The sequence below is a fragment of the Candidatus Kurthia intestinigallinarum genome (genome assembly GCF_003991225.1).
Taxonomy (GTDB): Bacteria; Bacillota; Bacilli; order Bacillales_A; family Planococcaceae; genus Kurthia; species Kurthia populi.
In genome coordinates, this window is record NZ_JTFC01000015.1 from 42,780 (window position 1) to 67,307 (window position 24,528).

The 24,528-nt window shown below is 38.7% G+C and carries 23 protein-coding genes and 1 pseudogene; 13 read left to right on the forward strand and 11 right to left on the reverse strand.

Features of this window, described 5'->3' with window-relative positions:
* The first annotated feature begins 69 nt into the window (after window positions 1-69).
* Complete coding sequence (locus tag QI30_RS04555; RefSeq protein WP_126989770.1) at window positions 70-984, forward strand: phosphotransferase; 915 nt, start codon at window positions 70-72, stop codon at window positions 982-984.
* Between the two features lie 145 nt (window positions 985-1,129).
* Here the strand turns inward: QI30_RS04555 and QI30_RS04560 are convergent, their stop codons facing one another.
* A complete protein-coding gene (locus QI30_RS04560) occupies window positions 1,130-1,969 on the reverse strand; it encodes a MetQ/NlpA family ABC transporter substrate-binding protein (RefSeq protein ID WP_126989771.1) in 840 nt (279 codons plus the stop codon).
* A 406-nt stretch (window positions 1,970-2,375) separates the two neighbouring features.
* Here QI30_RS04560 and QI30_RS04565 point away from each other — a divergent pair, with 406 nt between their 5' ends.
* The 8 genes and pseudogenes from QI30_RS04565 (at window position 2,376) to QI30_RS04600 (ending at window position 11,115) form a co-directional block, all read left to right on the forward strand.
* Window positions 2,376-3,803, forward strand: a complete 1,428-nt coding sequence (locus QI30_RS04565; protein ID WP_126989772.1) for a 4-hydroxyphenylacetate 3-hydroxylase N-terminal domain-containing protein — start codon at window positions 2,376-2,378, stop codon at window positions 3,801-3,803.
* Window positions 3,800-5,170: a 4-hydroxyphenylacetate 3-hydroxylase N-terminal domain-containing protein gene (locus tag QI30_RS04570; protein ID WP_126989773.1), complete on the forward strand. Its 1,371-nt coding sequence runs from the start codon at window positions 3,800-3,802 to the stop codon at window positions 5,168-5,170. Before QI30_RS04565 ends, QI30_RS04570 begins: the two co-directional genes overlap by 4 nt.
* A gap of 12 nt (window positions 5,171-5,182) precedes the next feature.
* Window positions 5,183-6,241 carry an LLM class flavin-dependent oxidoreductase gene (locus QI30_RS04575; RefSeq protein WP_126989774.1) on the forward strand — a complete coding sequence of 353 codons (1,059 nt, stop codon included), beginning with the start codon at window positions 5,183-5,185 and terminating at the stop codon, window positions 6,239-6,241.
* Between the two features lie 11 nt (window positions 6,242-6,252).
* Complete coding sequence (locus QI30_RS04580) at window positions 6,253-7,299, forward strand: LLM class flavin-dependent oxidoreductase (protein ID WP_126989775.1); 1,047 nt, start codon at window positions 6,253-6,255, stop codon at window positions 7,297-7,299.
* 33 nt (window positions 7,300-7,332) lie between these two features.
* A pseudogene (locus tag QI30_RS04585) lies at window positions 7,333-7,998 on the forward strand (methionine ABC transporter ATP-binding protein); the annotation flags it as partial.
* 106 nt (window positions 7,999-8,104) lie between these two features.
* Entirely contained in the window at window positions 8,105-8,773 is a 669-nt protein-coding gene (locus tag QI30_RS04590; protein WP_126989777.1) for a methionine ABC transporter permease, read from the forward strand.
* Window positions 8,774-8,784: 11 nt separating this feature from the next.
* Window positions 8,785-9,981 carry an acyl-CoA dehydrogenase family protein gene (locus QI30_RS04595; RefSeq protein WP_126989778.1) on the forward strand — a complete coding sequence of 399 codons (1,197 nt, stop codon included), beginning with the start codon at window positions 8,785-8,787 and terminating at the stop codon, window positions 9,979-9,981.
* A gap of 9 nt (window positions 9,982-9,990) precedes the next feature.
* The gene (locus QI30_RS04600; RefSeq protein ID WP_126989779.1) at window positions 9,991-11,115 is read left to right on the forward strand and encodes an iron-containing alcohol dehydrogenase family protein; all 1,125 of its coding nucleotides are present in this window, start codon (window positions 9,991-9,993) and stop codon (window positions 11,113-11,115) included.
* A 141-nt stretch (window positions 11,116-11,256) separates the two neighbouring features.
* On the opposite strand, the gene QI30_RS04605 is transcribed toward QI30_RS04600, so the two are convergent.
* The 4 genes from QI30_RS04605 to QI30_RS04620 form a co-directional block, all read right to left on the reverse strand.
* Complete coding sequence (locus QI30_RS04605) at window positions 11,257-12,531, reverse strand: hypothetical protein (RefSeq protein ID WP_126989780.1); 1,275 nt, start codon at window positions 12,529-12,531, stop codon at window positions 11,257-11,259.
* A 133-nt stretch (window positions 12,532-12,664) separates the two neighbouring features.
* Window positions 12,665-14,635 carry an LTA synthase family protein gene (locus QI30_RS04610; RefSeq protein WP_126989781.1) on the reverse strand — a complete coding sequence of 657 codons (1,971 nt, stop codon included), beginning with the start codon at window positions 14,633-14,635 and terminating at the stop codon, window positions 12,665-12,667.
* Between the two features lie 132 nt (window positions 14,636-14,767).
* The gene (locus QI30_RS04615) at window positions 14,768-15,415 is read right to left on the reverse strand and encodes an HAD hydrolase-like protein (RefSeq protein ID WP_126989782.1); all 648 of its coding nucleotides are present in this window, start codon (window positions 15,413-15,415) and stop codon (window positions 14,768-14,770) included.
* A gap of 24 nt (window positions 15,416-15,439) precedes the next feature.
* Entirely contained in the window at window positions 15,440-15,712 is a 273-nt protein-coding gene (locus tag QI30_RS04620) for a hypothetical protein (RefSeq protein ID WP_126989783.1), read from the reverse strand.
* A gap of 912 nt (window positions 15,713-16,624) precedes the next feature.
* Between QI30_RS04620 and QI30_RS04625 the strand changes: the two genes are divergently transcribed.
* Both QI30_RS04625 and QI30_RS04630 read left to right on the forward strand, forming a co-directional pair.
* On the forward strand, window positions 16,625-17,008 hold the full coding sequence (locus QI30_RS04625; RefSeq protein WP_126989784.1) for a hypothetical protein: 384 nt from the start codon (window positions 16,625-16,627) through the stop codon (window positions 17,006-17,008).
* On the forward strand, window positions 17,009-17,404 hold the full coding sequence (locus tag QI30_RS04630) for an HIT family protein (protein ID WP_126989785.1): 396 nt from the start codon (window positions 17,009-17,011) through the stop codon (window positions 17,402-17,404). It begins immediately after the preceding gene.
* Between the two features lie 474 nt (window positions 17,405-17,878).
* On the opposite strand, the gene QI30_RS04640 is transcribed toward QI30_RS04630, so the two are convergent.
* Together QI30_RS04640 and QI30_RS04645 are read right to left on the reverse strand one after the other, a co-directional pair.
* Entirely contained in the window at window positions 17,879-18,481 is a 603-nt protein-coding gene (locus QI30_RS04640; protein WP_126989786.1) for a hypothetical protein, read from the reverse strand.
* A 140-nt stretch (window positions 18,482-18,621) separates the two neighbouring features.
* Window positions 18,622-19,500, reverse strand: a complete 879-nt coding sequence (locus tag QI30_RS04645; protein WP_126989787.1) for an HNH endonuclease — start codon at window positions 19,498-19,500, stop codon at window positions 18,622-18,624.
* A gap of 321 nt (window positions 19,501-19,821) precedes the next feature.
* On the opposite strand from QI30_RS04645, the gene QI30_RS21205 reads away from it, so the two are divergent.
* Window positions 19,822-20,532: a hypothetical protein gene (locus tag QI30_RS21205; protein WP_370323584.1), complete on the forward strand. Its 711-nt coding sequence runs from the start codon at window positions 19,822-19,824 to the stop codon at window positions 20,530-20,532.
* A 214-nt stretch (window positions 20,533-20,746) separates the two neighbouring features.
* On the opposite strand, the gene QI30_RS04660 is transcribed toward QI30_RS21205, so the two are convergent.
* From QI30_RS04660 to QI30_RS04670, 3 genes are all read right to left on the reverse strand, one after another.
* Window positions 20,747-21,286 (reverse strand): DUF2812 domain-containing protein, encoded by a 540-nt coding sequence (locus tag QI30_RS04660; RefSeq protein ID WP_126989788.1) that lies wholly within the window; start codon window positions 21,284-21,286, stop codon window positions 20,747-20,749.
* A gap of 2 nt (window positions 21,287-21,288) precedes the next feature.
* Window positions 21,289-21,609: a PadR family transcriptional regulator gene (locus QI30_RS04665; protein ID WP_158620966.1), complete on the reverse strand. Its 321-nt coding sequence runs from the start codon at window positions 21,607-21,609 to the stop codon at window positions 21,289-21,291.
* Between the two features lie 119 nt (window positions 21,610-21,728).
* A complete protein-coding gene (locus tag QI30_RS04670; protein WP_233600519.1) occupies window positions 21,729-22,091 on the reverse strand; it encodes a hypothetical protein in 363 nt (120 codons plus the stop codon).
* 120 nt (window positions 22,092-22,211) lie between these two features.
* On the opposite strand from QI30_RS04670, the gene QI30_RS04675 reads away from it, so the two are divergent.
* Window positions 22,212-22,667 carry a DUF4306 domain-containing protein gene (locus QI30_RS04675; protein ID WP_126989790.1) on the forward strand — a complete coding sequence of 152 codons (456 nt, stop codon included), beginning with the start codon at window positions 22,212-22,214 and terminating at the stop codon, window positions 22,665-22,667.
* A 45-nt stretch (window positions 22,668-22,712) separates the two neighbouring features.
* Here QI30_RS04675 and QI30_RS04680 read toward each other — a convergent pair whose 3' ends face one another.
* The gene (locus tag QI30_RS04680) at window positions 22,713-24,512 is read right to left on the reverse strand and encodes an ABC transporter substrate-binding protein (protein WP_126989791.1); all 1,800 of its coding nucleotides are present in this window, start codon (window positions 24,510-24,512) and stop codon (window positions 22,713-22,715) included.
* Between the last annotated feature and the right edge of the window lie 16 nt (window positions 24,513-24,528).

The following is a 24,528-nucleotide window of genomic DNA, read 5'->3' on the forward strand; positions in this document are numbered from 1 at the left end:
GCTAGTGTTATTATAGATTTTCAATTGGATTTTTACATAAAAGATAAAAATAAAGGAAGAAGTGAAAAAATGATAGAACAAACTTGGGGCATCCGAACCGAAAAGAAAAAGGTTATACGCGATAGTGAGAAAAAAATCTATGCTATTCGTGATATAGAAGGAGACGAGTGGATTGTAAAAGGAGAAAAAGCACCACTTTGGCAGGTAGAGCAACAGGCACAATTTGCAAATAAATTGATAGGGATTTTACCGGTGCCTAGGTATAAAAAAACACAAGATGAGGTATATGCAGTAGCAAAAGATGGCCTCACTTGGACGATAGAAACACGTCAGTTTGGACGAGAAGTAAATCATTTAACAGATAGTATGCTTCTATCAATGGCCACGATGCTTGGAAAACTGCATGCAGAATCACTTCGTCAATCGTACCGTTTTCACCGAGCGACGTCTTGGAGTCTATTTGGTGGTAATGCAACGGAGGCAATTGGGGATTATGATGAAAATGAGCTAAGCTTTTTAGAAATGAAGGCAGCGTACGGGCAAGAAAATATTTTTGAAGAAATTGAAACACAGTATTTAGCACATCGTACATACTTGAAGAATTGTTGGAAGCGTCTGCCGATAGCTGCTGTGCAAGGGGATTTTTGTCATTATAATATGTTATTTGATGGAGACTGTGTGCAAAGTGTTTTTGACTTTAATTTAGCTGGCGATGAGCGCCTGTTAAATGAGTGCATTGCGGTAGCTGTCTATTGCTGTTGGCATGTGGAATCGGACAGCATGTTTTCGGCTGAGGAGCGTTACACATTATTTACGGAGGCGTATCAAAAGTATCGTGTATGGACAAAGGAGGAGCGAGCCGTCGCGAAGCGTCTGAAAGCGATTATTCGTGCATTCCGTTATGACCGCGTGGCTAGAGGAATCGAAAATGTAGCTAATAGGCATTTATTTTTAGAAGAGACGTTACAAATTTTAAAGACATAATAAAGAGGCTGGGACAAAACAAGTCATTTTCCTTTTTTAGCGTTCGCAACGAAAAACCGGAATCGCGCTATAGCGCGGTTCCGGTTTTTCTTATGCTCATAGGAACGGTTGTTTTTATACGTATGTCAAAGCCTCTTTATAGTTATTATTTAAAATAATCTGGCTGCCAGAAGCCTTTAAATTCAGCATCTGTTTCGATTAATTTTTGGAAGCTATCAGTTTTATAGGCGGCCGTTAAATCTTTTACAAATTGTTTATCTTGATCCTCTGTGCGAACAGCAATTAAATTTTGGTATTCAAATGGCGGGTCCTCTAGTAATAGACTATCATCTAAGCTGCGGTCGGCTGCTAAAATATAATTGCCATTTACGAGTGCGAAATCAACATCACTAATGACGCGAGCCAATTGGGCTTGCTCAACTTCCACAAATTTAATATTGATATGATAGTCTTTAACATCATGCTTACTAACAGTTAATGGCTCATAATCTTTCTTGAGTGTCACGAAATCAAGTTGTTCTAATAAACGAAGAGCGCGTGCAAAGTTTGGTGGATCATTAGGAATCGCAATTTTATATTCTTTGTTTTTATCTAAATTTTTTAATGAATCATAGCGGTCTGAGTAAAGACCCATCGGTGCAGTCGGAACTTTGATAGTTTCGGTTAAATCGACATTATTTTCTTTAATAAAATTTTTGAAATATGCCGTATGTTGATAAATATCGGCATCTAGTGATCCTTCAGCAAGGGCAAAATTCACTTCATTACCACTTGTAAATTCTTTGTATTCAATAGTGTAGCCTTGTTTCTTTAGAATTGGCTCAATCCCTTTACGTACTTGATCACTATATGGTCCTGGGGTAAAGCCAATGCGGATTGTTTTTGTATCATCTGCACTAGCTTTATTGTCGCTTGATGTCTTGCCGCAAGCAGCGAGCACCGCTAAAAGTACAATACTTAATAAAATGGTTACAATTTTCTTCATTCTTCATATCCTCCTTAATTTGGGTAAAATAAAAGAGGCACTATATGTAAAAACATACGTGCCTCCGGTAGTCCGGTCGGAAATATAAGTTAGCCGATAGGAATTAAAGAGTATTCTAGCAAGTAATAGAAAAATTAGCAATGATTATTTTTTAAAATATTTTTTAATTCATACTTGACCAATGGGTATTATTCGTTTAATCTATGAAGCATAAGAATTTTACAGTGACTGGACAACCAGAGCTCTTAACCGACACATTTGATGCGATTTGTTAAGAGCTCTTTTTGTTTTCTTAATTAAATATTTATAGCGACTGGACCACCGGAGCTCTTCTCATAATAGAAGGGCTCCGATTGTGTTTTACGGACTAGACAACTAGCCGTAATCATAGAAAGGAGAGGATGGAATGACAGCAATTAAAGGTGCGGGCCATGTTTGGCTAGATGGGAAGCAAGTAACTAATTTAGCAGAGCATGCAGCGTTTAAAGGGACTTTTCAAACGATTCAAGAATTATTAGCACGTATTGATGACGAGCCGGTTGGTTATAAGGATGCCAAACTTGGTAAGTATGTACATCAGGCATTTTCAATTCCGACAACTAAAGAGCAATTGTTAGAAAAACGTGCAGCTTTTGAGGCATGGAGTATACAAAGTTTTGGCATGATGAGCCGGTTATCCGATTATGCTTATGCATTGATTACCGGATACTACATAGACCGCGAGCAGTTTGCACAGTATGATGCGACATTTCCCCAAAAAATAGAAAGGTATTATGAGCAATTAAAATCAGAGCGCCGTTTGCTAACGACAGCTATTGCTGATCCACAAATTGATCGTTCGAAGCCACTGACAGAGCGCCCTGAGCATGCGCTACTACATGTTGTAGAAGAAACAACAGATGGTATTTACGTAAGTGGTGCAAAAATGATTGCGACAGGCGCCCCTTATGTTGACGATATTTTAGTAAATACACCCTATAGTAAAGCAGAAGAGCAAGAGAAGTTTGCTAATTTCTTTATTGTATCTACACAGTCACCAGGACTTGAAATTATTTGCCGTAAAAGTCATGCGGCGCAGGATTTGGCATTATATCCGCTTGCTAGTCAATTTGATGAAATGGATGCAGTAGTCGTATTTAATCGTGTATTTATCCCGAATGACCGCATTTTCATACGCGGCAATGCAGAGGGAGTAGTAAAAGCGCATCGTCATCAGCAGTTAAATGAGTTAGCACATTATCAAACGGTCATTCGTTTATTGACGAAATTAAAATTTGTGGCAGGTGTAACGACGGCGGTTGCTGAAAGTATTCGCGTAACAGAATTTTTAAATGTTCAGCAAAAAGTGGGCGAACTGTACATGCAGGTAGATACAATTGAAGCATTGCTACACACCTCGGAAACGAATGGATTTGTGCAAGAGAATGGTGTTTTTACACCAAGTGCTGTACAACTACAAGTCGTACGAAATCTTGGAACGAGTTATTATAGTCGCGCGATTAGTATTTTAAAGGAAATTGGGGCAGGTGGATTTACACAGCTACCGTCCACATTAATCGAACGTTTTGAAGATGAAGCATTACAAAAGCAACTTGAAACATATTATGTCGGCGCTGCGAGTTCAGCAAAACAAAAAACGGCTCTTTTCCGTATTGGGTGGGAACTTGTAGGAAGTGAACTAGGGAGTCGTCATGATTTATATGAACGCTTTTATACAGGCGACCCATTCCGTATCCAATCTTTATTTTTTGAAAATTATGATAAATTACCGCTTGATGATTATTTAGATACATTTTTAACGAAAATTCAGCAACGAGAGGAGTTGCTTTTATGACAGCTTGGCTAGAACGTTTAAATGATGGACGAAATGTTTGGTACGGTACAGAAAAGGTAGAGCATTTGGCATCGCATCATGCATTTAAAGGCACAGTGGCCACAATTGAAAAATTACTTACATTATCAAATGAAGCATTATATATAGAGGGGAGACATGCTTCGTTTCATATTCCTAAAAATATAGAGCAACTACAGAAAAAGCAGCATGCCTATGAGATTTGGGTGGATGAGACTTTTGGAATGATGAGCCGTCTATCCGAATATTCGAGAGAAATTGAAACAGGATGGTACGCAAATCGACGTCAGATTGCTACATATATTCCACATTTTGAGGAGAAAATCATACGGCGTTATAACGATTCCAAAGAGCACGAATTACTATCAACTGCAGCGGCACAGGATCTACAGCGTAAACGTAGTCAATCTGCAGTTGAAGTGGCTAGTGGACAGCTTCGGATTGTGAAAAAAACAGAAGAAGGCGTAATTGTACGCGGTGCAAAAACGATTGCGACAGCTGCACCATATGTAGATGAATACATTATTTCATCATTTCACCCACGTAGTGCTGAACAAAAATCGTTGGCTAATATTTTCCTGATTCCAGCGAATTTAGCGGGTCTACAAATTATTAGCCGCGCTTCCTTTGCAAGTGACGATAAAGTAAATCAGCCACTTAGTGCACGATTTGATGAAATGGATGCGGTGTTGCTTTTTGAAGACGTACTCATCCCATGGGAATATGTGCTAGTACACGAGGACCCGGAAGCGGCTTGGAAATTGCAGCAAGATCCTGTAGCGGGGGCACTAAGTCAGCATCAAACAGTAGTAAGACTTGTGCGTAAGTTGACAGCAGTAGCGGCACTTGCGAATCGTTTAGCAAGTGAGGCGGATATTACGTCTTTCTTACATGTTCAAAATGAATTAGCAACGCTATTCTCACAAATTGAGGTCATTAAGGCCTTACTTCAAACAGCTCAGCAAACAGGGCAATTAATTAACGGTGTATATTTACCGAACAAGCAATATTTGGCGACTGCACGAAATTTAGGAACGACCTATTATCCGAAAGCGATTGAAATTATTCAAAAACTAAGTGCATCAGGCTTACTTCAAGCACCTGCGACACTTGAATTATTTGATGTACATCCAGAATGGCATTCCTATTTTGAAGGTGCCTCATTGAATGGATATGATCGCACATTATTGAATAAGGTAGCATGGGATTTAGTTGGCAGTCAGCTCGGAGCACGCCATGAATTATATGAGCGTTTTTATTCGGGAGACCCCGTAAGAACCTATGCGAATTACTATAAACAACATACAAAAAAAGAGGCATGGCAACAATTTGCTACGTCTATCTTATAGGAGGAATTTATAATGACAAATACACATTTTTACTGGTTTGCACCAACAAATGGCGATGGTGAATTTTTAGGAACGGAAAAACCGCAGCGTCCAGCAAATTTAGAAACGATTACGCAAGTAGCACAGGCGGCTGAGGATGCTGGTTTTGAAGGTATTTTAATTCCAACAGGCGTACCCTATTTAGACTCATGGGCAGTGGGCTCAGCTATCGTTCATCATACGAAAAAAATTCGTCCACTTGTAGCATTCCGTCCAGGCTTTATTTCACCAACTGTGGCATCTAAACTGGCGGCAACATTGGATCAGTTTTCTGATGGCCGTTTATTAGTAAATGTGGTGACAGGTGGTTCACAAACCGAACTCGCAAAAGACGGCGATTATACAGAGCATGGTGAGCGCTATGAACGTACGGGTGAGTTTTTAGATGTGATTAAAAAAACATGGCAGGAAGACTCTGTGACGCATAAAGGTGAATTTTTCGAAACAACAGATGCGACGCTATTCCCACCACTTAAACAGCAAGCAGGCATTCCAATTTATTTTGGTGGCTCTTCTGATATCGCCAAAGAAATTGCGGCCGAGCATGCGGATGTGTTTTTACAATGGGGTGAACCAGTGGCGCGCATTGGTGAACAAATCCAAGATGTAAAGGCGCGTGCTAAAAAATATGGTCGTACGTTAGAATATGGCATTCGTCTGCATATTGTGGTACGTGATACAGAGGAAGAGGCATGGGCAGCGGCGCATCATATTATTAGCCAAATTGATACGGATGTACAGCAGTCGATTCAGCAAATTAAATCGGGCAGTGACTCTGTCGCACAGCAGCGTATGACGGAAATTGCCGCAAAAACAGACCGCTTCGACAAATATAGCTGGACCGGCATTGGGAAAGTAAGAAAAGGTGCAGGGACCGCAATCGTTGGAACACCAGATCAGGTAAAAGAAGCACTTGATGACTATGTCAATGTGGGCATTACACACTTTGTTTTATCTGGCTTCCCACATGCAGAAGAAGCGACACGTTTTGGTAAAGATGTGTTACCGAAGTTTAATCCAGTAACGGTATAGGAGGAATCATTATGAATTTTTTAACATGGGGAGGTAATGTGAGTGGAGGATTTTTACGCTCACATGTTGTACAAGAAAAGCGTAGCGATATTGCTTACAATATTGAATTGGCACAATTAGCAGATCGATTAGGTGTGGAAGGTATTTTATATCCAGTGCGTTATGTAGGGCGTATTGGCGGTTCAGCTTCAGACTCAGGACAGCTTGATCCACTTAGTATCATTAGCGCGATGGCGATGAAAACAGAAAAGGTACATTTATTGGCTGCTATATTACCAGGGTTCATCCATCCCGTAACATTAGCAAAAGCAGGCGCTACATTAGATGTGATTTCTAATGGACGTTTTCATATTAATTTAGTGAGTGGTTGGTTTAAGGCAGAGCAAGAAGCCTTTGGTATTGAATGGATTCAGCATGCAGATCGTTATCGTCGCTCAGAGGAATATTTACAGGTAGTAAAAGGGTTATGGACGAAGGATAATTTTCATTTTGACGGAGACTTTTACAAAATTAATGGTGGAACATTGTCACCAAAACCGATACAAAAACCGTATCCAGCAATTTATCAAGGCGGAAATTCAGAGGAATCGCAGCGGATTGCGGCAGCAAACTCAGATATTTATTTTATGAATGGTGCGCCAGTTGAAGAACTAATTGAACAAATTGAAGCAGTCCGAGGTTTTACAAATAAGCGCACAGTAAAATATGCGGTGGCAGCCTATGTGATTGCACGTGAAACAGAGGAAGAGGCACAGCGCGAGTATGCACATATTTTAGAACAGGCGGATGAAGCAGCGATTGAACAGTTTAAAAAGAGTAAGGAAACGAAAGGTATGTGGAAAAATGCGAAAGAAATTAGCGATTTTGTTGCCAATAATGAAGGCTTTCGTGTTGGTCTAATTGGTAGTTATGAACAGGTTGCGGAGAAAATTAAAGCACTTGAAGCGATTGGTATTGAAAAAATTTTAATAGCATTTCGCCATCCATTGCAAGAATTGCCAGTATTCTATGAACAGGTAGTACCGCGAGTAAATTCTTTCGCATTAAATACCAAGTAAATTGATAAGTATACAACAGAAAGGGTGCTGTGATTGATTACACTAAAAAATGTGAGTAAGGCATATAAGTCGAAAAAATCATCGTTTCAGGCAGTGCATGATACGTCACTTACGGTGAAGCAGGGGGAGATTTTCGGCATTATTGGATTTAGTGGTGCAGGGAAATCAACGTTACTACGACTCATTAACTTAATTGAACAGCCATCGACAGGTGAAGTCTGGTTTGATGGTGAAGAATTAACAGCCTTAAAGCCAAAACAACTTGAAAAAAAACGACATGAAATTGGCATGATTTTTCAGCATTTTAATTTATTGCTGAATAAAACAGTGGTCGGCAATATTGAATTTGCTTTAAAAGCTGCAGGTGTACCTAAAAAGGAACGTGCTGAACGGATTGAGCATATTTTGAACGTTGTTGAATTAACAGATAAGGCAAAGCACTACCCTTCACAATTAAGTGGTGGCCAAAAACAGCGTGTGGCAATTGCGCGTGCCCTCGTATTAAATCCAAAAGTATTATTATGTGATGAACCGACATCTGCCTTAGATCCACAAACAACGGAAAATATTTTAGATTTCTTAAAATCTATTAATGAACAGCTTGGTGTAACACTTGTGGTTGTGACGCATGAGATGGATGTCGTCAATACATTATGTCACCGAGTTGCAGTGATGGAAGAGGGGCGCGTGCAAGAGGAGTTAGTTTTATCACAAGCACCGACTTCAGCAACGACGCGTATTGGTCATTTGCTCGTTGAAAACCGTCGCAAAGAGTCAGCACAAGCGTTGAAAGGAGAGGTCGTACATGTTTGATAATATTTTGCCACTATTACCGGAAATTTATGAGAGTGTTGGACAAACGGCATTGATGGTTAGTTTTTCATTAGTGGCTGCAATTGTTTTAGGGACTCCACTCGGCGTATATGTTTTTTTAACGGAGCAAGGCTCAATTCAGCAAAATACGACGGTTAATCGTTTACTTAATATGGTCATTAACTTGATTCGTTCATTTCCATTTATTATTTTGCTAGTAGTGCTTATCCCAGTGACACGCATGATTGTTGGTGAAACTGTTGGGCCGCTTGCGGCATCTGTGCCTTTATCTATTGCCGCAATTCCTTATTTTGCGCGCCTTGTTGAGCAAGCCTTGAAAGAAGTACCAAAGGGAACAATCGAAGCGGCAATTGCGATCGGCACACCGAAGCATTTAATTATTAAAGATGTCTTATTAAACGAAGCGCGCTCGGGTATTTTACTGGCATTAACAGTTACCACAATTAGTTTTATCTCTTACTCTGCAATGGCAGGAATTGTTGGTGGTGGGGGCATTGGGGATTTAGCAATTCGTTATGGCTATTACCGTTTCCAAACAGACGTCATGCTCTTTATGGTCGTGCTATTAGTGGTCATTGTTCAAGTGATTCAATTTGTAGGAAATCAAACTGCTAAAAAACTAGATAAACGAAATGTATAGGAGGACATGAAATGGTTAAAGTAGAAACAGAACCGATTAACATAAATTCACAAGCATTTGAAAACTTGCTAGAAAGCATTCAAGCAGATGCAGAGCTACGCCGTGGACAGGATGCGCGTCTTTTACCGACGAAGGCGATTGAGTGGATTAAAGAAGCAAAGCTCGGAGCATTGCGTTTGCCAAAAGAACTTGGTGGGAGCGGTATTACTAATCAGGAATTGTTTGAAGTGATTCGACGTATCGCAACTGCTGACCCAGATGTTGCGCATGCTTTGCGTTCGCATTTTATTTTCGTTGAGGATAATTTGGCAGCACCAGCTAGTGCGGAACGAACGCGCCGCCTGCAATTAGTGGCAGACGGTGCGCTTGTTGGAAATGCTACAACAGAGATTTCAGCCAAGCCTCAAGGCAGTAAACAGTATGATACAACGTTGACGAAAACCGCAACAGGATATACATTAAATGGGAGGAAGTATTTTACAACCGGTACATTATATGCAGATTATGTATATGTGCTTGCTGCTGGTGAAGGGAATCGTGTTTTTGTGGCATTTATTCCGACTAATCGACTGGGAGTACAAGTATTCGATGACTGGGATGGCTTTGGCCAACAATTAACTGCGAGTGGTTCTACAACATTCACGAATGTAGCCGTAGAGGCGCATGAAGTAATGGAGTTAGCGCGTGAAAAGCAGCAGTATGTGCCGGTTCGTCAGTTATTTTTACAGGCCGTTGCAGCAGGGATTGTCGAAAGTATTGTCAAAGATAGTGTAGCCTTAGTGAAAAGTCGCCAACGAACGTTTACACATGGGGCAGCAGATCAGGCATCACTTGATCCACTTTTACTGCAAACAATTGGCGAACTACAGGCCACTAATTTTACGGTAAAAGTAGCATTAACGCAGGCGGCAACAGCACTAGATGAAGCGATTGCTCATCGTGGGACGGCTGAATTTGCGCAGTATCAGCATGAAGCAGCATTACAAGCAGCCTATTTGAAAATTATCGCTGAGAAAATTTCATTAGAAGCGGCGACAAAGCTTTTTGATGTTGGTGGAGCTTCTGCAACAAGACGCGGGGCACATCTTGACAGACATTGGCGGAATTTACGTACCATTGCCTCGCATAATCCTTCTTCATATAAAGCAAAAGACATTGGCCATTATTTAGTAAATGACGAAGAATTACCGATAAATGGCTATTACTAGGAGCGAATCATGACAACATTTGAATTTAACCAACAAGTGCCCATTGAATTTGGTATCGGTGCACTCGACAAACTGCCGCAAATTATTACACGATTGCAGGGAACAAAAGGATTAATCATTTCGACAAAATCAATGATTCAAAATGGAACGGTTGCGAAAATCAAGGAGCAAAACCCAGCGCTACAAGAGGTGTTTTATGATATTCAGCCAAATCCAACGATTCAAAATACACAGGACTGCGTAGATTTACTACGTGAGGAGCAGTATGATTTTGCAATTGCACTTGGTGGAGGTAGTGTACTTGATGCCGCAAAAGTAGCGGCTGTACTAGCGCCCACCACGGCATCTGTACAGACGTATTTTGACGGTCAGTACATACTTGAAAAAGCTGGACTTCCGCTGATTGCGATTCCGACGACAGCTGGCACTGCAAGTGAAATTACAAAAGTATCGGTATTAACGGATACGATATCAGGCAAAAAAGCACCGCTAAATGACGGGCTTCTTTATGCAAGTTATGCACTAATTGACCCTTTATTAACAGTAAGCTGTTCGCAAAAAGTGACAGCAACAAGCGGTATTGATGTACTGGCACATTCCCTTGAGGCATTGTATAGCGTAAAACATCAGCCATTTACAGATTTATTTGCGAAGCATGCGGCGCGTCTTGTATTTGATTATTTACCGAAGGCTTATGACCACCCAGAGGATATTACGGTCCGTACGAAAATGGCGGAAGCCTCTGTAGCAGCTGGTATGGCCTTTAATTTAACGCAAACTGCTGCGGCACATGCATGCTCATACCCCTTAACGGAGCAACTTGGTGTGCCACATGGCGAGGCATGCGCCTTTACGCTACCAGCCTTCTGGGTACATAATGCAATAAATGCACAAGATGATGGCCGCTTAGAAGCGATTAGTCGTGAGTTAGGATTTAACGATGCGCATCATTTAGCACAAGCCGTTGAAAAATTAAAAGCCCATTTACAGCTACGCACAACATGGGCGGAGCTTGGTGTGACAACTGATGCCGAACTTCAGCGCATTGTCGATGATAGCTTTTCAGGCAATATGCTAAATAATCCCGTTGCATTTACACCGGAGACGTTGTTTGAATTTTATAAGGGGATTTAGAAAAAGAGGCTGGGACAAAACATGTCATTTTTCTTTTTTAGCGTTCGCAACAAAAAACCGGAACCGCGTCACAGCGCGATTCCGGTTTTTCTTATGCTCCTAGGAGAGAGTGTCTTACACTTTTGTCCCAGTCACTTTTATTTAAAAATACGTTGTAAGAAACGTATAAATAATAATTATTAGCACCAAATAGCTATACGTTATAACTGTATCGATGTATTTTTTAAAGAGTCGATCATAGCGATATTCATAATAAAAATCAACGATAAAAGGAATAAATGAAAAGCAGATTATATAGAGAATAAGGAATCTACTGTCATGTAAAAAGCCGAAAAACGTAAAGGCAATTGCAGCAACAATCGCAATGATGTGTAGCAAACGATGCTGTTCAGATACGTAATAATAGCTTCGTGGAATGAATTTAGAGCGATTTCTAGACAGCTGTATGATCATTGGCAAGATGAAACTAGTAAAGACAATAAACAGGAAGAAAATCCAAGTATTCTTACTCTCTGCAAGCTCGTAAAAGAACCAATCATCACCTGAAAATTTTCCGCCATACACTTTGTTCGTCGCTCTATTATACAGCCAGTAGTTGGCATCATCTGTATAGACGCGGTATGCAAACATTTCGTCATTTGCATAGTTGATAATGAGGTCGACATTAGGCTCTACATTTTTCGGAAGTGTCGTTTCTTTTGCGTTTTTTACATACTGTTCAAGCAACTTGATTTTTTTCTCATTTTTCATCACAGTTGTATCTAAATCGAAAAAGGATGTTGTCGCACTAAAAGCGTCTTCATCATCCCAAGCGTCGCTAACATAAACTTTTTGAATTGACTCATCCGTTGGGAGAGTGGATGTTGAGAATATGTAGTCGGTATTCATGGCGGTCATAAATAAAAGAATAAGAGCAACACCAATGCCCGCCATGATTAGTGGGTACATAAGGTCTTTTGGACGTTTTTGTAAGGGTACATTTTCGATGTGCGCCGTAATACGTGCCTGCATCGCTTCGTCAAAGTGGTCTTCATGAGAGCGCCCGAAAAGATCTTTATTCAATGTCTCATAGGCTTTCGCAAGCATTTTATCGACCTTGGGCTCAGAATACGTTAGAAATTTACTGATTTCATACGAATGTAAATGCGCATACTCCGCTAAAATAATAACGTCCTTTAACTTTGTAGATTGTTTAAATGGTACGGTTTTTTTCTTTTTCTGAACATACTGTTTACTGAAATTCATTGTATCCTTTAATAGCATCGTTTCGAATTCAGTTGATTTTACATTGCTTTTAGATGCTGCAAGAAAAACTTTTTGCAGGACTTCCTCTGCAGCATGCCAGTCTTCTGTATAGAAATACGCCATTTGTAAATGGGTATTGCCGTAGGTTGACATGATTTGTTGTAAATCCAAAAAAACACCTCCTATTATTTTCCTTCTTTTATTGTCTCAAATAATTACAATACATGCACAGGAAAATATTATTTTTTTGATAGTTTCCCAAAAAATAAGAAAAAACCCGCTCCTCTAAAGGAACGGGCTTTTTTTATTTACCAGTAGCATTTGGATCTGGATTTGTGTAATCAAGCTTCAATGGATCTGCTGGTGTATAGTCAGTCGGTGTATAGAAACGTAAGAGGTCACCATTAACGATTTGATCTGAAATCCCTAATTTCGTACTTACTTCAGCACTTGTTTCTTTCGCTTTTTCAATACGTGCTAAATCCTTTTTCTTTTCAGGGTCTAGCTGTTTACCTGTTTTCGTATCGTATACTTTTTCATCAATTGAGTAAACCGATGGGCTTGTGAAATCACCATTACGGAATGCGACAACTTCCTTATGATCTTTCGATAATAAGTCAGTACCTAATTGAACGTATTTTTGTGTATCTTCGCCAAGTAAGTGTAAAATTGTTGGCAGCATATCGATTTGACCACCATACGTATGTTTTACGCCACCTTGCATACCTGGTACGTGAATGAATAAAGGAACACGTTGTAGACCAGCGTTTTCATAAGGTGTAACTTCCTTACCAATGATTTGTTCCATCGCTTTGTTGTGGTTGCTTGAGATACCATAGTGGTCACCGTAAAGAACGACCATTGTATTATCCGCAAGACCATCTTTTTCTAACTGTTTGAAGAATTGTTTAACCGATTCATCTAAGTAGCGAGCTGTTTGGAAGTAGTCATCGACACTGGCGTCACCCGTTGTTTCTTTATCGATTGTAACTAAATCTTGGTCCATTTTATAAGGGAAGTGGTTACCTACTGTAATTAACTTCGTATAGAATGGCTGTGGTAAATCATTTAACATCGGACGAGATTGTGTGAAGAATGGTTTATCAAGTAAGCCATATTCAGCCATATCTTTATCAGATGATGTATCATAATAGCTCGCATCATAGAATTCATCGTAACCGAATTGTTTATAAATCACGTTACGGTTCCAGAAGCTACCGTTATTACCATGGAATACAGCAGATGTGTAGCCATTATCTTTTAAAATATTTGGTGCTGCTTGGTACGTATTTTGTCCCTTCGTAATAAACGCAGAGCCTTGTGGTAAACCGAATAATGAGTTTTCTAACATAAACTCAGCATCGGATGTTTTACCTTGACCAGTTTGGTGGAAGAAATTATCAAAATACAATGTTTCATTATTTTTTGTTAGTTTATTTAAGAATGGTGTGACTTCTTCACCGTTAATCTTATAGTCTAATAAGAATGTTTGGAACGACTCTAAGTGTAAATAAACAACGTTCATATCTTTTGCGACACCAAAGTACTCTTTATCTGGCGCTGCGTAGTTAGAGCGTGTGTAGTTTAACACTTCTGAAATATCACTGCTATCTGCTAATGCACGTTGTGATGATGCTTGTGCTGTTTCAACTGAATCATATAATGTGTAGTTGTACATACCTAAGTATTTCACGATGTATGAACGGTCAAAACCGCGAGATAGTAATTGTGGACGGTCCATTTCAGCTAATGCTAAGTTGAATAAAGAAATCGCGATGGCAGCCGTTACTAACGTGCTACCTTTTTTAGCAGTAATGCGTTTATCGCCAGTTAAGACATTTTTCTTTTTCACACGTAGGTAAATTAATAACGCTACGTCGACAAAGTATAAAATATCTGTCACATGTAATAATGATAAGACACTACCACCTAAATCACCGAAGTTTTGTGTTTGTGTAACAGTCGGTAATGTGATGAAATCGCTAAAGAAGCGATAATACACAGCATTTGCGAATAATAAAATCGTCACTAACGTGTAAATAACGACTAATGCGGTCAATTTTCGTTTGTCTTTTTTGAATAGGAACGAAATTGCTAACAACAGCATAACCGCGCCTAACGGGTTAATGAATAATAAGAAATGCTGTAAAACGCCTTTTACTTCAAGATTAAATTGTGTGATTTGTACAATATACGTTTTAATCCAAAGCACGATGACAGCTACAGCATAAATTCCCGCAAAGTGATTCAGCGAGAATTTGTTGTTTTTCAACATACGTTTCCACCTGCTTTATAAAATTACTATTATTATTATGAAAAAACATATTTAAGAACGATTTTACCGTAAAAAGGTTCCATTGAACAGTGTAAAAACTTGTGAAACCACCTGTGTTATATGGAGTTTTGCTTATTTTAAAATAATTGACACCAATTTGTCAAAATGTGGCACAATATGGTCTGCTTTCTTAAGTTCAGATGCTTGAGAGAAGTCGAAACAGACGCCAATGGAGACAAGGCCATTATCCGCCGCTGCCGCAATATCTGATGCACGATCACCGACCACAAAGCCTGATGTAATATGCTGTTCTTTTAGCGCATTCGCTACAAGCTCGGATTTGTTACCTGAACGAATACCTTCAATACTATACACCTTTTGAATATAGCGATGCAATGCAAAATGCTCCACAATCGCATTTAAATAGGGAAGTTGCCCATTGCTTGCGATATAGAGTGGAAATTTCTCTGAAAGCTGTGCGAGCGTTTCCTCTACACCTGTATATAACGCACCAGTGCCTTGTTCAATTTCATGAATCAATGCTTGTTGGAAGAAGGCATTGCTAGCCTCCCGTGTAGCGTCCGAGTGCATCGGGCATAATTTCTCCCATACAATAGGAAGCGGGACCCCCATAATGTCGCGATAAAGATTGAGCGGCGTCTCACCACTCCAGAGATTATTCGTGCGTAACTGCTCGAAAGTTGCTTCAAGTGCGGGCTCTAAAATTAAATTTGTTTGAAACAATGTCCCATCCATATCAAAAAAAATAGCATGTTCCATATGTAATTCCCCGTTTCTACTAAACTAGTCCTGAATTTTACGTAAATGCATCATATTGAGTAGAGCAGTCAATACAGCAAGTGTGATACAGGCCTTTAGCGTAAAAGCGCTTGTATCCGCTAAGGCGCTCGTATCATTTGCTAAGACAAACTGGTGTTGCATCGTCATCTGACAGCATATCGCCACGATGCAAGCTGTAAAGCTGATGAATAGATTACGTTGAGATTTTGTCCGTGAAGCAAAGACGGGCACTGAAATCGCGGTGAGCGCTGCAGTAATTGTTATCAGTAATAACATATTATCCACTCCTTTTGGAATAGGACGGGGGTGAAAAGTGGGAGGTTGCATTTTTAAATGAACAATCAGAAATCGCTCATAACCCCAGAAAGCGTGTTTTGGATACGACATATCTAGAAATATGCGACATGTGCATGTAGATAGGGCTGTATACGTAATAAAGATTTGCTTAGAATCAGCATTAAAACAAATAAATAATAAGGAGAAGCGGATAGTTACGATAGTTTGTTAAATAAGGTGATTACGTTATAACACAAAACGCCCCTTTTTCTGCTTTTTTGGGCTTATTTGGGTGCTCTACCGGAAATATAGACATTGGTGTCATTTTTCGAATAAATGTCATGTAACGCTGCAAATTGTGTGAATTTTGACGGGGAATCAACCGCCAGGGAAGCGAAATGAACCTCTTTTGTTTAATTTCCGGTAAAAAACCACCGAATGGCTTCCTTAAAAATAGTAAACAAACGCCATAAAAATAGTAAATAAAAATTTTGGTTGACAGGATATGCAGGATGAATGATAAATAGAAGGTTTTATCATAGGTGAAAGGACGTTGTTTGGCACATATTTAGAAATATGTTGTATCCAAAACACGCTCTCTCGGCTAATGACGAAAATGAATGGTTGCTTTTTGAAAAATTGTTTGAAATGAACACGTTAGGAAAACGAATGCGTTAGTTTCGATATTAGGTTGCGATTTTAAGTATTTGAAAAGATTTCACTTAATAAATTAATTTATCAATTAGTTAGTTAGTAAATTAATTTGTTAATAAATTAATTGTAATTAAGAAAAGGAACTTGCTTTTGGAAATCACAAACTCAATCTAGAATAATTGAAAATCTCTATTAAATAGTAAAAGAAGAAGCTTCTGTGTACGAAGCGGCGTCTTCTCTTATATGGAGGAGATTGTTATGAAAAAGATTATGATAGGTATTGTAGGTGCTATAGCAGTTATTTTCATCGTAGCAGTTGTCATGAAACTAACGAGTACCGAATATAAAATTGCGTCTGCGGTGAAGGCGGGCGAAACAAAGATTGATTTAAAAGAGGTTACGAATACGGAATGGACAAATGTGGGAATTATGATACCTTATACTTCAGATAAAGCGATTGAAGAATATATGGATATTGAATTTACGGGGAATAATCGAGGCATTGATATGCTTGATGACCGCTTTTTACTCGTATTTGCAGATGATAAAACAGATGTAAAAACTGTGAAGCTGAGCAATGAAGAGCTAGTCTATCATATAGAAGATAATCGCTATTTGATTATAGAGAAAAGGACTGATTAAATGACGTGCATTTTTTGCCATAGCATCACAGCGGCACAAATTCTTACGGAAACAGCGCATTTTAAGGTGGTTTTTGACATTGATCCAATTCAACAAGGGCATGTACTTATTCTTTCTAAGGAACATCTCATGGATTTACGCGAGCTGTCAGAGGTACAGTTATTAGAGCTACATAACATTGAGAAGGCGATTATCACAATTTTTGAACAGGAGTTGTTGGTGGATGGCGTCAGTGTTATTCAAAATAATGGGGCCATTATGGATGAAGGTACACATTTTCATGTGCATCTCGTGCCGCGGTATAAGGGTGATAACTTTTGGGAGCATCATATCGTAAATCAAAAAGCGGCAGCTCTTGAAACAGTAAAATTGCGGTTAAAACGTCTGGCGAAATAGTCAGGCGTTTTTCTATGGCGTAAATATCCAATAATTATTCAAAACTCCGTACACTATACGCTTGATACGCCTTTGCACATCGTGCGAGTTGGTCATTTGTTAGGTGATTGACGCTGTAACGTAAAAAAGACGGTAGATAAGTCATGCCAATTATGCAACAGGTGGCTTCAAATAGCTGAAGTAAGCTTTCTAGGGAGAAGCCAACTGCACCTGTAGGATAGAAATTTTCTTCGGCATCACCGGCTGTTACTTCTGTGCAACATTTATTTCTTCAACTCGCTGTACCTCATTAACATGATGGACAGTTATCGATGAATCAAATTCCTGTATGAAAAAGAAGAATGATTGTTTTTATTTGAATGGCTCCTTGTGCAGCTAATGTTAAGTCGATTGCACTGGTTACTTTGTAAATACACATTTAAAACAACATAAAAAAACAGGAAATGCAATGGCACTTCCTGGAGTCGATAGATGCTACCAATCAATTTCAAAGCCGTGGATTCTTTTACTTTTGATGATTTTGTAATCTGCTGTTTTAAGATTAATTTTCAAATAGTGGATATCATAGCCCAACCAATTGTTATTATCATAATTGGCAATTTTAATCACGTTTTTTTTCACATATTTAGGCTTCAATGTTGTGAAAAATCCATTTTTTAATTTGACTGGCTTTCCTTTGTACATATAATACAGTGTTACGTCAGTCACATTGTTAGCAATTGTTTCAGTCGTCGCGAAAAAGGTTGGTGTGCCTTTTTTAGTAGCTATTTTGTAAAAATTCTTTCCTGTTTTGTTGTATTGCTCATTTGTTTTAAGCGCTGTTTTTTTACCGTTTATATAGAAATTAAATGTGCCATTATACAGTACATCACCTACGTTGACATTAGGCGAAATAAGTAAATCGTCGGCAATAATTTTTTTAGCATTCGATGATCGTAATGTCATATCATATTTTTTTCCACTAGCAGATGCTAGTTTCGTTTTATAGTATGTTTTTGTTTGCGCCTCTGCATGGATTGTTGAAATAGATGTACTAATTGTAAGAATAAGTGCACTTGCTAATAATATTTTCTTCATAGAATTCCTCCTTAATAATAGTGTACGGTTTTTTCTCCGTAACGTTAATAAGGTGAAATTGATAAATAATGTGCATTTAAGCGGGATATTAATTATATTGCTATATTTTGTATAGGGCCTTTGTTTGATTCTATAAATACCTAGCGATGCTCACTACCGCCACCCCATAGCTCACGCCCACCAGTATGCCCTGTATCTGCATGGATTTGCTGGTCAACTAATTGCAGCTCACCAGGATGCTGAGAATGGTGCCATGTGTAGCCATCCGGTGTCTCACCTGTGCTAATTTGCACGAGCTGCTCATTCGTAAATTGCTCCGCTAATTGGGGATCTGCTAGCACTTGTTCGCTAAGCGCGAGATTTGCCTGTGTGAATTGTTCCGCATCACTTTCTAGGTACATTGAAGGCTCCATTTGGAAATTATATGTGCTATCAAACTCCGGGAACACACCTTCTACAACTTCACCTGTAGGGAGGGTCACTTCCTCTGATTCAAAGGCCACACCGGTTTCCTTATGTACATCATCTACAAGGCCATCATTGCGTGTATCAATGGCTTGTGCCTCAAGACCGTCATCGCCAATAATATCAAGACCATCCGCAATACCAACTGCTAATGTGGCGATTGCGACAGTTTTCCCGATACCTTTTGCACCCCTTATAAGCTGCTCCTTATCACTTGAAAAGGCACCCTCAACGACATCCTTACCATTTACTGCCGTTTGTTTAAGCGCATTACCAAAGCCTTTTGCCGTTTGAACGGTTGTATCCTTTAGCTCATTCAGCCCTTCATCTCGTTTTACTTCATCCTTATTAATCATGCCAGATGCGGTATTCCATGTACCCTCTGCCAGCCCGCCAGCGATTTGGCCAGTACGCCTTGACGCTGATTTGACGCCGCTTCCGACTTCCTGAATAAAGTCATTATCTAACTTTTTCCCGATAAATTTAATCGGCTCACCCGTCACCGTTCCAAGTGCTTTACCTAAAAATCCGCCAACCTTTTTAATGTTGCCCATTTGAATCACTCCAATCTATAAAGTGATTATAACATTTTATAGGTATAAAGTTTATATAAATGAATAAGAAGAACTAATTATTAATCAATTAATTCCACATCTACTTGAATTTCTGCGTTTCTATTCGGTGCATTAGATAAATTGTAGTTAAGTGCCACTAGATATTTTTAACAGAACTTTTATGTCTTGCACTTATTGCAACACATTTTTTGAGAAAAGAGATAGAATAAATTATTGTAGAACTAAAAGACAAAGGATTGAGGATGCATTAACGACTTACATACATGCCCAGTTTGTGGCTTTGAAAATTTAGAGAAACCGGTGTTTGTTAATGGAACATATCATGAAACATTTGAGACCTGTGATTGTTGTGGTTTTGAGTTTGGCGTGAGTGAGCATAAGGGGCTTGACCATGGCTATGTTCGACTGCCTGTACAGTTTATTGAAGCGGCTTTTCAACTGTACCGAAAAAAATGGATAGATGAGGAAGAGTGTCAGTTATTTGCACCGCAAAATATCCCCGCTGCTATTCAGGAAAATGGTGCGATTAAGCTAGAAGCCCTTATAACTCAATTTAAAAATTTAGGCTTGGACGTATCAAAATTTGGAATTGATGCGCTAGAAGATGTCACAATCCTAGAGGAAGAGGACGAAAAAGGAATATATCCTTGTCCGATTTGTGGCTTTGAGGGATTAACTAATCCGGTCTTTGAAGACGGAGAATATAAAGCTACCTTCGATATATGTGGGTGCTGTGGTTTTGAGTTTGGGTTTAGTGAAGATCATGAAATTGAGCATGGCTATGTTTGTTTGCCAGACGAGTATATTGAAATGGGCTTTCAAATGTACCGAAAAAAATGGATAGATGAAATGAAGCGTAAAATCTTTGCACCACAAGATGTGCCTGTCGAATGGCAACAACATGGTGCTCTAAAAATAGAAGTCGTCATCCGGCGACTAGAAAAGCTAGGTATTGATTTAGAAAATTGTGCTATTAAAGTGGTTCAGCAGTATTTGAAGCATCCGGGCTAAGATAGACTACCAAAAAATTTGATGAGTATTAATATACAGACCATTTTGATAAGTTAATTTAACTAATAAAAAGAGGCTGGGACATAAGTGTAAAAATACTATCTCAGATGAGCATAAGAAAAACCAGAATCGTGCTGTGGCGCGGTTCTGGTTTTTTGTGGCGAACGCTAAAAAAGGAACATGAACTGTTTTGTCCCGGCCTCTTTTTTAATTTTTATGTATGTACTAATTTATTTAATTTTTTATAGCGTTTTAAACTATCAATACCATTATAAATTGCTGCTCCAATACCGAAAAATGTAATGGCTCCTAGATAAGGATAATTTGTATCGAAATAAAAATATAGACTCCCTGTAATGAGTGCTTGAATGATAAAAAGTACACAATAAGTTCTAGCCATCGTGAAACGTGTTTTGTAGCGTTCAAATTGTGAATGATCGTCTGAAAAAATTTTTTCTTTTGTATCAGAAATGAAAATATGTTTATTATACGAATAATTTTTTGATAAAATTGTCCAACCAGTTTCTTCAAATAATGATTCATAATCTTGATATTCTGATTTTTTACTGAATAATCGGTAATCAATTTGATAGTGAAGATTTTTAGCATTTTTATCCTCAATAAATTTATAGGTGCAGTTTCCAATATTTACGTCTTCATAATTTTCCAATCGCCATCCTTGTAGAGCTAAATCATGTAACCATTTTTCTTCTTGTTCAAATGAATCAAACTTTTTTGTTAATTTTTTAAACATTACTAGTCCTCGCTTTTAATTGTTTTTAAATGGTAAGTAAAACTTAATAATTTTTCATAACGTGTTTGTTCCTCTTGTAAAATCGCCATTCCTTTTGTGGTAATCGCATACATTTTTTTCTTGCGATTATTCAAATCAATCCCTGTAATTTCAACTGCCTTTTGCTTTTCTAAATTTTTTAACACACCATAAAGTGTTCCTGGAGCGATTATATAGGCCTGTTCACTTGCATCTTCAATTGTTTTAATAATTCCATAACCATGCATTGATTGGTGTGAAAGTGCTAATAATATTAAATAAGTAGGTTCTGATAAAGGAAACATATAACCTCCATATAATGAGTATCGATATATAAAGCTTAACAAGTATATATATCGAGTGTCAATATATAATTTGGAATTTAAAAAGTAGTCACATATTTTGCGACTACTTTTTAAAATTTTCATTCATCCAGTGTATAATACGGCTTTTTCAAAAGATCATAAGGCTGATTAGCTTCTGGCTGATGGATATTCAATGTGTAGGGGAGTGATAATGTGTTGAAATCTTCCTCCTCTAAGCAATTAATAAATAAATCATAGCTCTCTAAATCATTTGGCCAAAATGTATTTTTCGTGTTTCCTTTTTCAAGCGTCAGATTAATCGCATCACGCAATTTTTCAAGACCTGCTCGTGTTGCGCTAATATAGGCTTCGCCATGCCATGACTCCTGCGCATAAAGATGACAAAAAGGATACGGTTCTTCTTCTACAGATGGCGCTTGTTGCTCTTTTTTCAGCACATGTGTATTTTTTCGTTGGCGCATTTGTGTCACTTCCTTGTTTTAGTATGGGCTTCTTCCTTTTCATTATATAGTACGTATTCGTTTTTATGTTGGCAACCGCCACCCCACTATATGCGTTCCATTATTTAGGAGGTGCAAATTATGAAATACATAACACAGCTTTTACTCGGCGGCATTCTTTTCGTAGTAGCGGCTATTTGTGCGCTGTACGAGGGAAGTGCGGTCAGGGATATTCCTTGGGAGTGGGCGTATACAACGCCTTTTTCACAGCTATTCGGGATTTCGATTGTGACGGGGCAGGAAATTAGCCAGCTAGATTATTTAGTCTATGCGGCGAAATATCAGCCGGTTTTTCCTATTTTGATGCTTATTAGCTTATGCTATAGCTACTTTGTCCTGCGTCATTGGGTAGTCAGTCATTACCCGAAAGCCGGTCAGCTGTTGACTGTTGTTGTCAGTGTACTATTCATTGGCGCTAGTATAGCTCTATTCAAGGCATCGACGACTGGGGGCATTCTGTTGTTCTGGCTGCTGCTTGGCATGGCGCTTATAAATAGCGCATTATCCTTTAAATTCTTGAAACCCGCAGTCCAATAAAAAAAGCCACGAACATTGGCGTTCGTGGCTTTTTTTTCGTTCAGTCTATTTTGAAGCTTCTTCTAATAATGTTTTTGCTTTTTCAGCATCCGCTTCGACTTTATTCCCTGTATCTACTAATGGGCTTAGTGGTGATACAGCGTTCATTTTATTGCCTTTGTAGAAGTCGATAATGGCATTTTGGTCTACTGAGTAAAGGACAGCTTGGCGTAATTTCGTGTTTTTCGCGATATCCGCATCATTCATATTGAATGCTAAGTACGTCACACCATTACTTTTATTTTTTTGTAATGTTAATTTCTTATCTTTTTCAACTAGCTCATATTTCGTTTCAGGCACACCATTTAAAATGTGGATGTCACCGTTACGTAATGAAGATAGGGCACTGTCTGGATCTGCGATAAATTTAACAGATACATTTTTGATTTTTGGTTCATAATCTGAGCCAGTGCGGTAAGCTGGGTTTTTCTCGAATTTTGCTTCGTAGTCATCTTTTGTCGTTAAGATGTATGGACCACTTGCATATAATTCGTTGTTGTATGCTTTACCATCTGTAATTGTTGCCGCATCACCGTATGATACGTCTTTGTCTGCATCGTATTTTGCAACATCATACGTGTTGATTTTGTTTACTTGTTTTTCAGAAACGATACCTGCAGATTGGTGTGCAAGGTAGTTTAATACTTGTGGGAAAGCTTCTGTTGTTGTTACTTTTACCACTTGGTATTTACCCGCTTTATTATCAACTGCTGTTTTATCTGCTTCTAATGATTTGATTTTTGAATCAACACCGTCTTCTAATGCTTCACGGATTGATTTGCCATCTGCTGTTTTTGCATCTAATTCTTTTGTATCTGTAACGATTTCAATGTCTTTCATGTTTTCATGTAAGCTGTATGTGCGGTGGTCCGGTACAGATTTTGGATCTTTCGCGCGGTCTAATGAGAATTTAACGTCCTCTGCACCAACGCGCTCGCCTGTATCAACTGCTTTTTTATCTGTTACTTTCGCAAAGTTGATGTCATCGCGTAATAGGAAGTAGTAGTTTTTATTATCTTCAGCTGAAGCGTAGTTATAAGATAGTGAGCCATCTGCTACCACTTCATCATCATCTGTTAAGTTCACTAAACGAACGTACATATTTGTATTTAATGTGTTGATTGAACCATCATTCCCTTTGATAGGGTCTAATGATGTTAATTCACCGATTGCTTGCTGTGTTACAAGTGGGTCTTTCGCATTTTTTGCTTTGTCTTTGAATGAAACATTTTCCCATACGGCTGCACGTGATTTAGGTAGGCGCACTGTGCTTTCATCAATGACATCTGAGTTCACGCCTTGTGCTTTATAAGATGTGTAAAGTGGTACGATATACGCTTCGTCAAATACAAGACGTTGCTCTAAATCTTTATAAGTTGCTGTGTAGTCATCTTTTGTTTGTGTGCTTGCTTTGTTGATTAAATCATCAAGCTCTGAATCTTTAACGATGCTGTTGTCACCATCTGATGTGAAGAGTGAGCGAACCGCATAGTCTGGGTTCCCTGTTACAGTTGTCCAGCTTGAAAGAGCGATGTCATAGTTTCCGGCATCTTTTTGAGAAGTGAAGCTACCGTAATCTGGTTGGATATTTAATTTTACGTCAAAGCCATTTTTCGATAATTGGTCACGTAAAATATTTAAATCGTCTTCATTTGAGCTCATGCTTAAAATTTCAATTTCCTGTGCTTTTGTTGTTTTCTTTGATGAATCATCATCCGATTTTTCGACATCGGATTTTGTACTTAAATTACAAGCCGCTAGCACTAGTGTTAAGGCTGCGATAAGTAATAAAAAAATTTTCTTCATGTGAATCCCTCCAAGT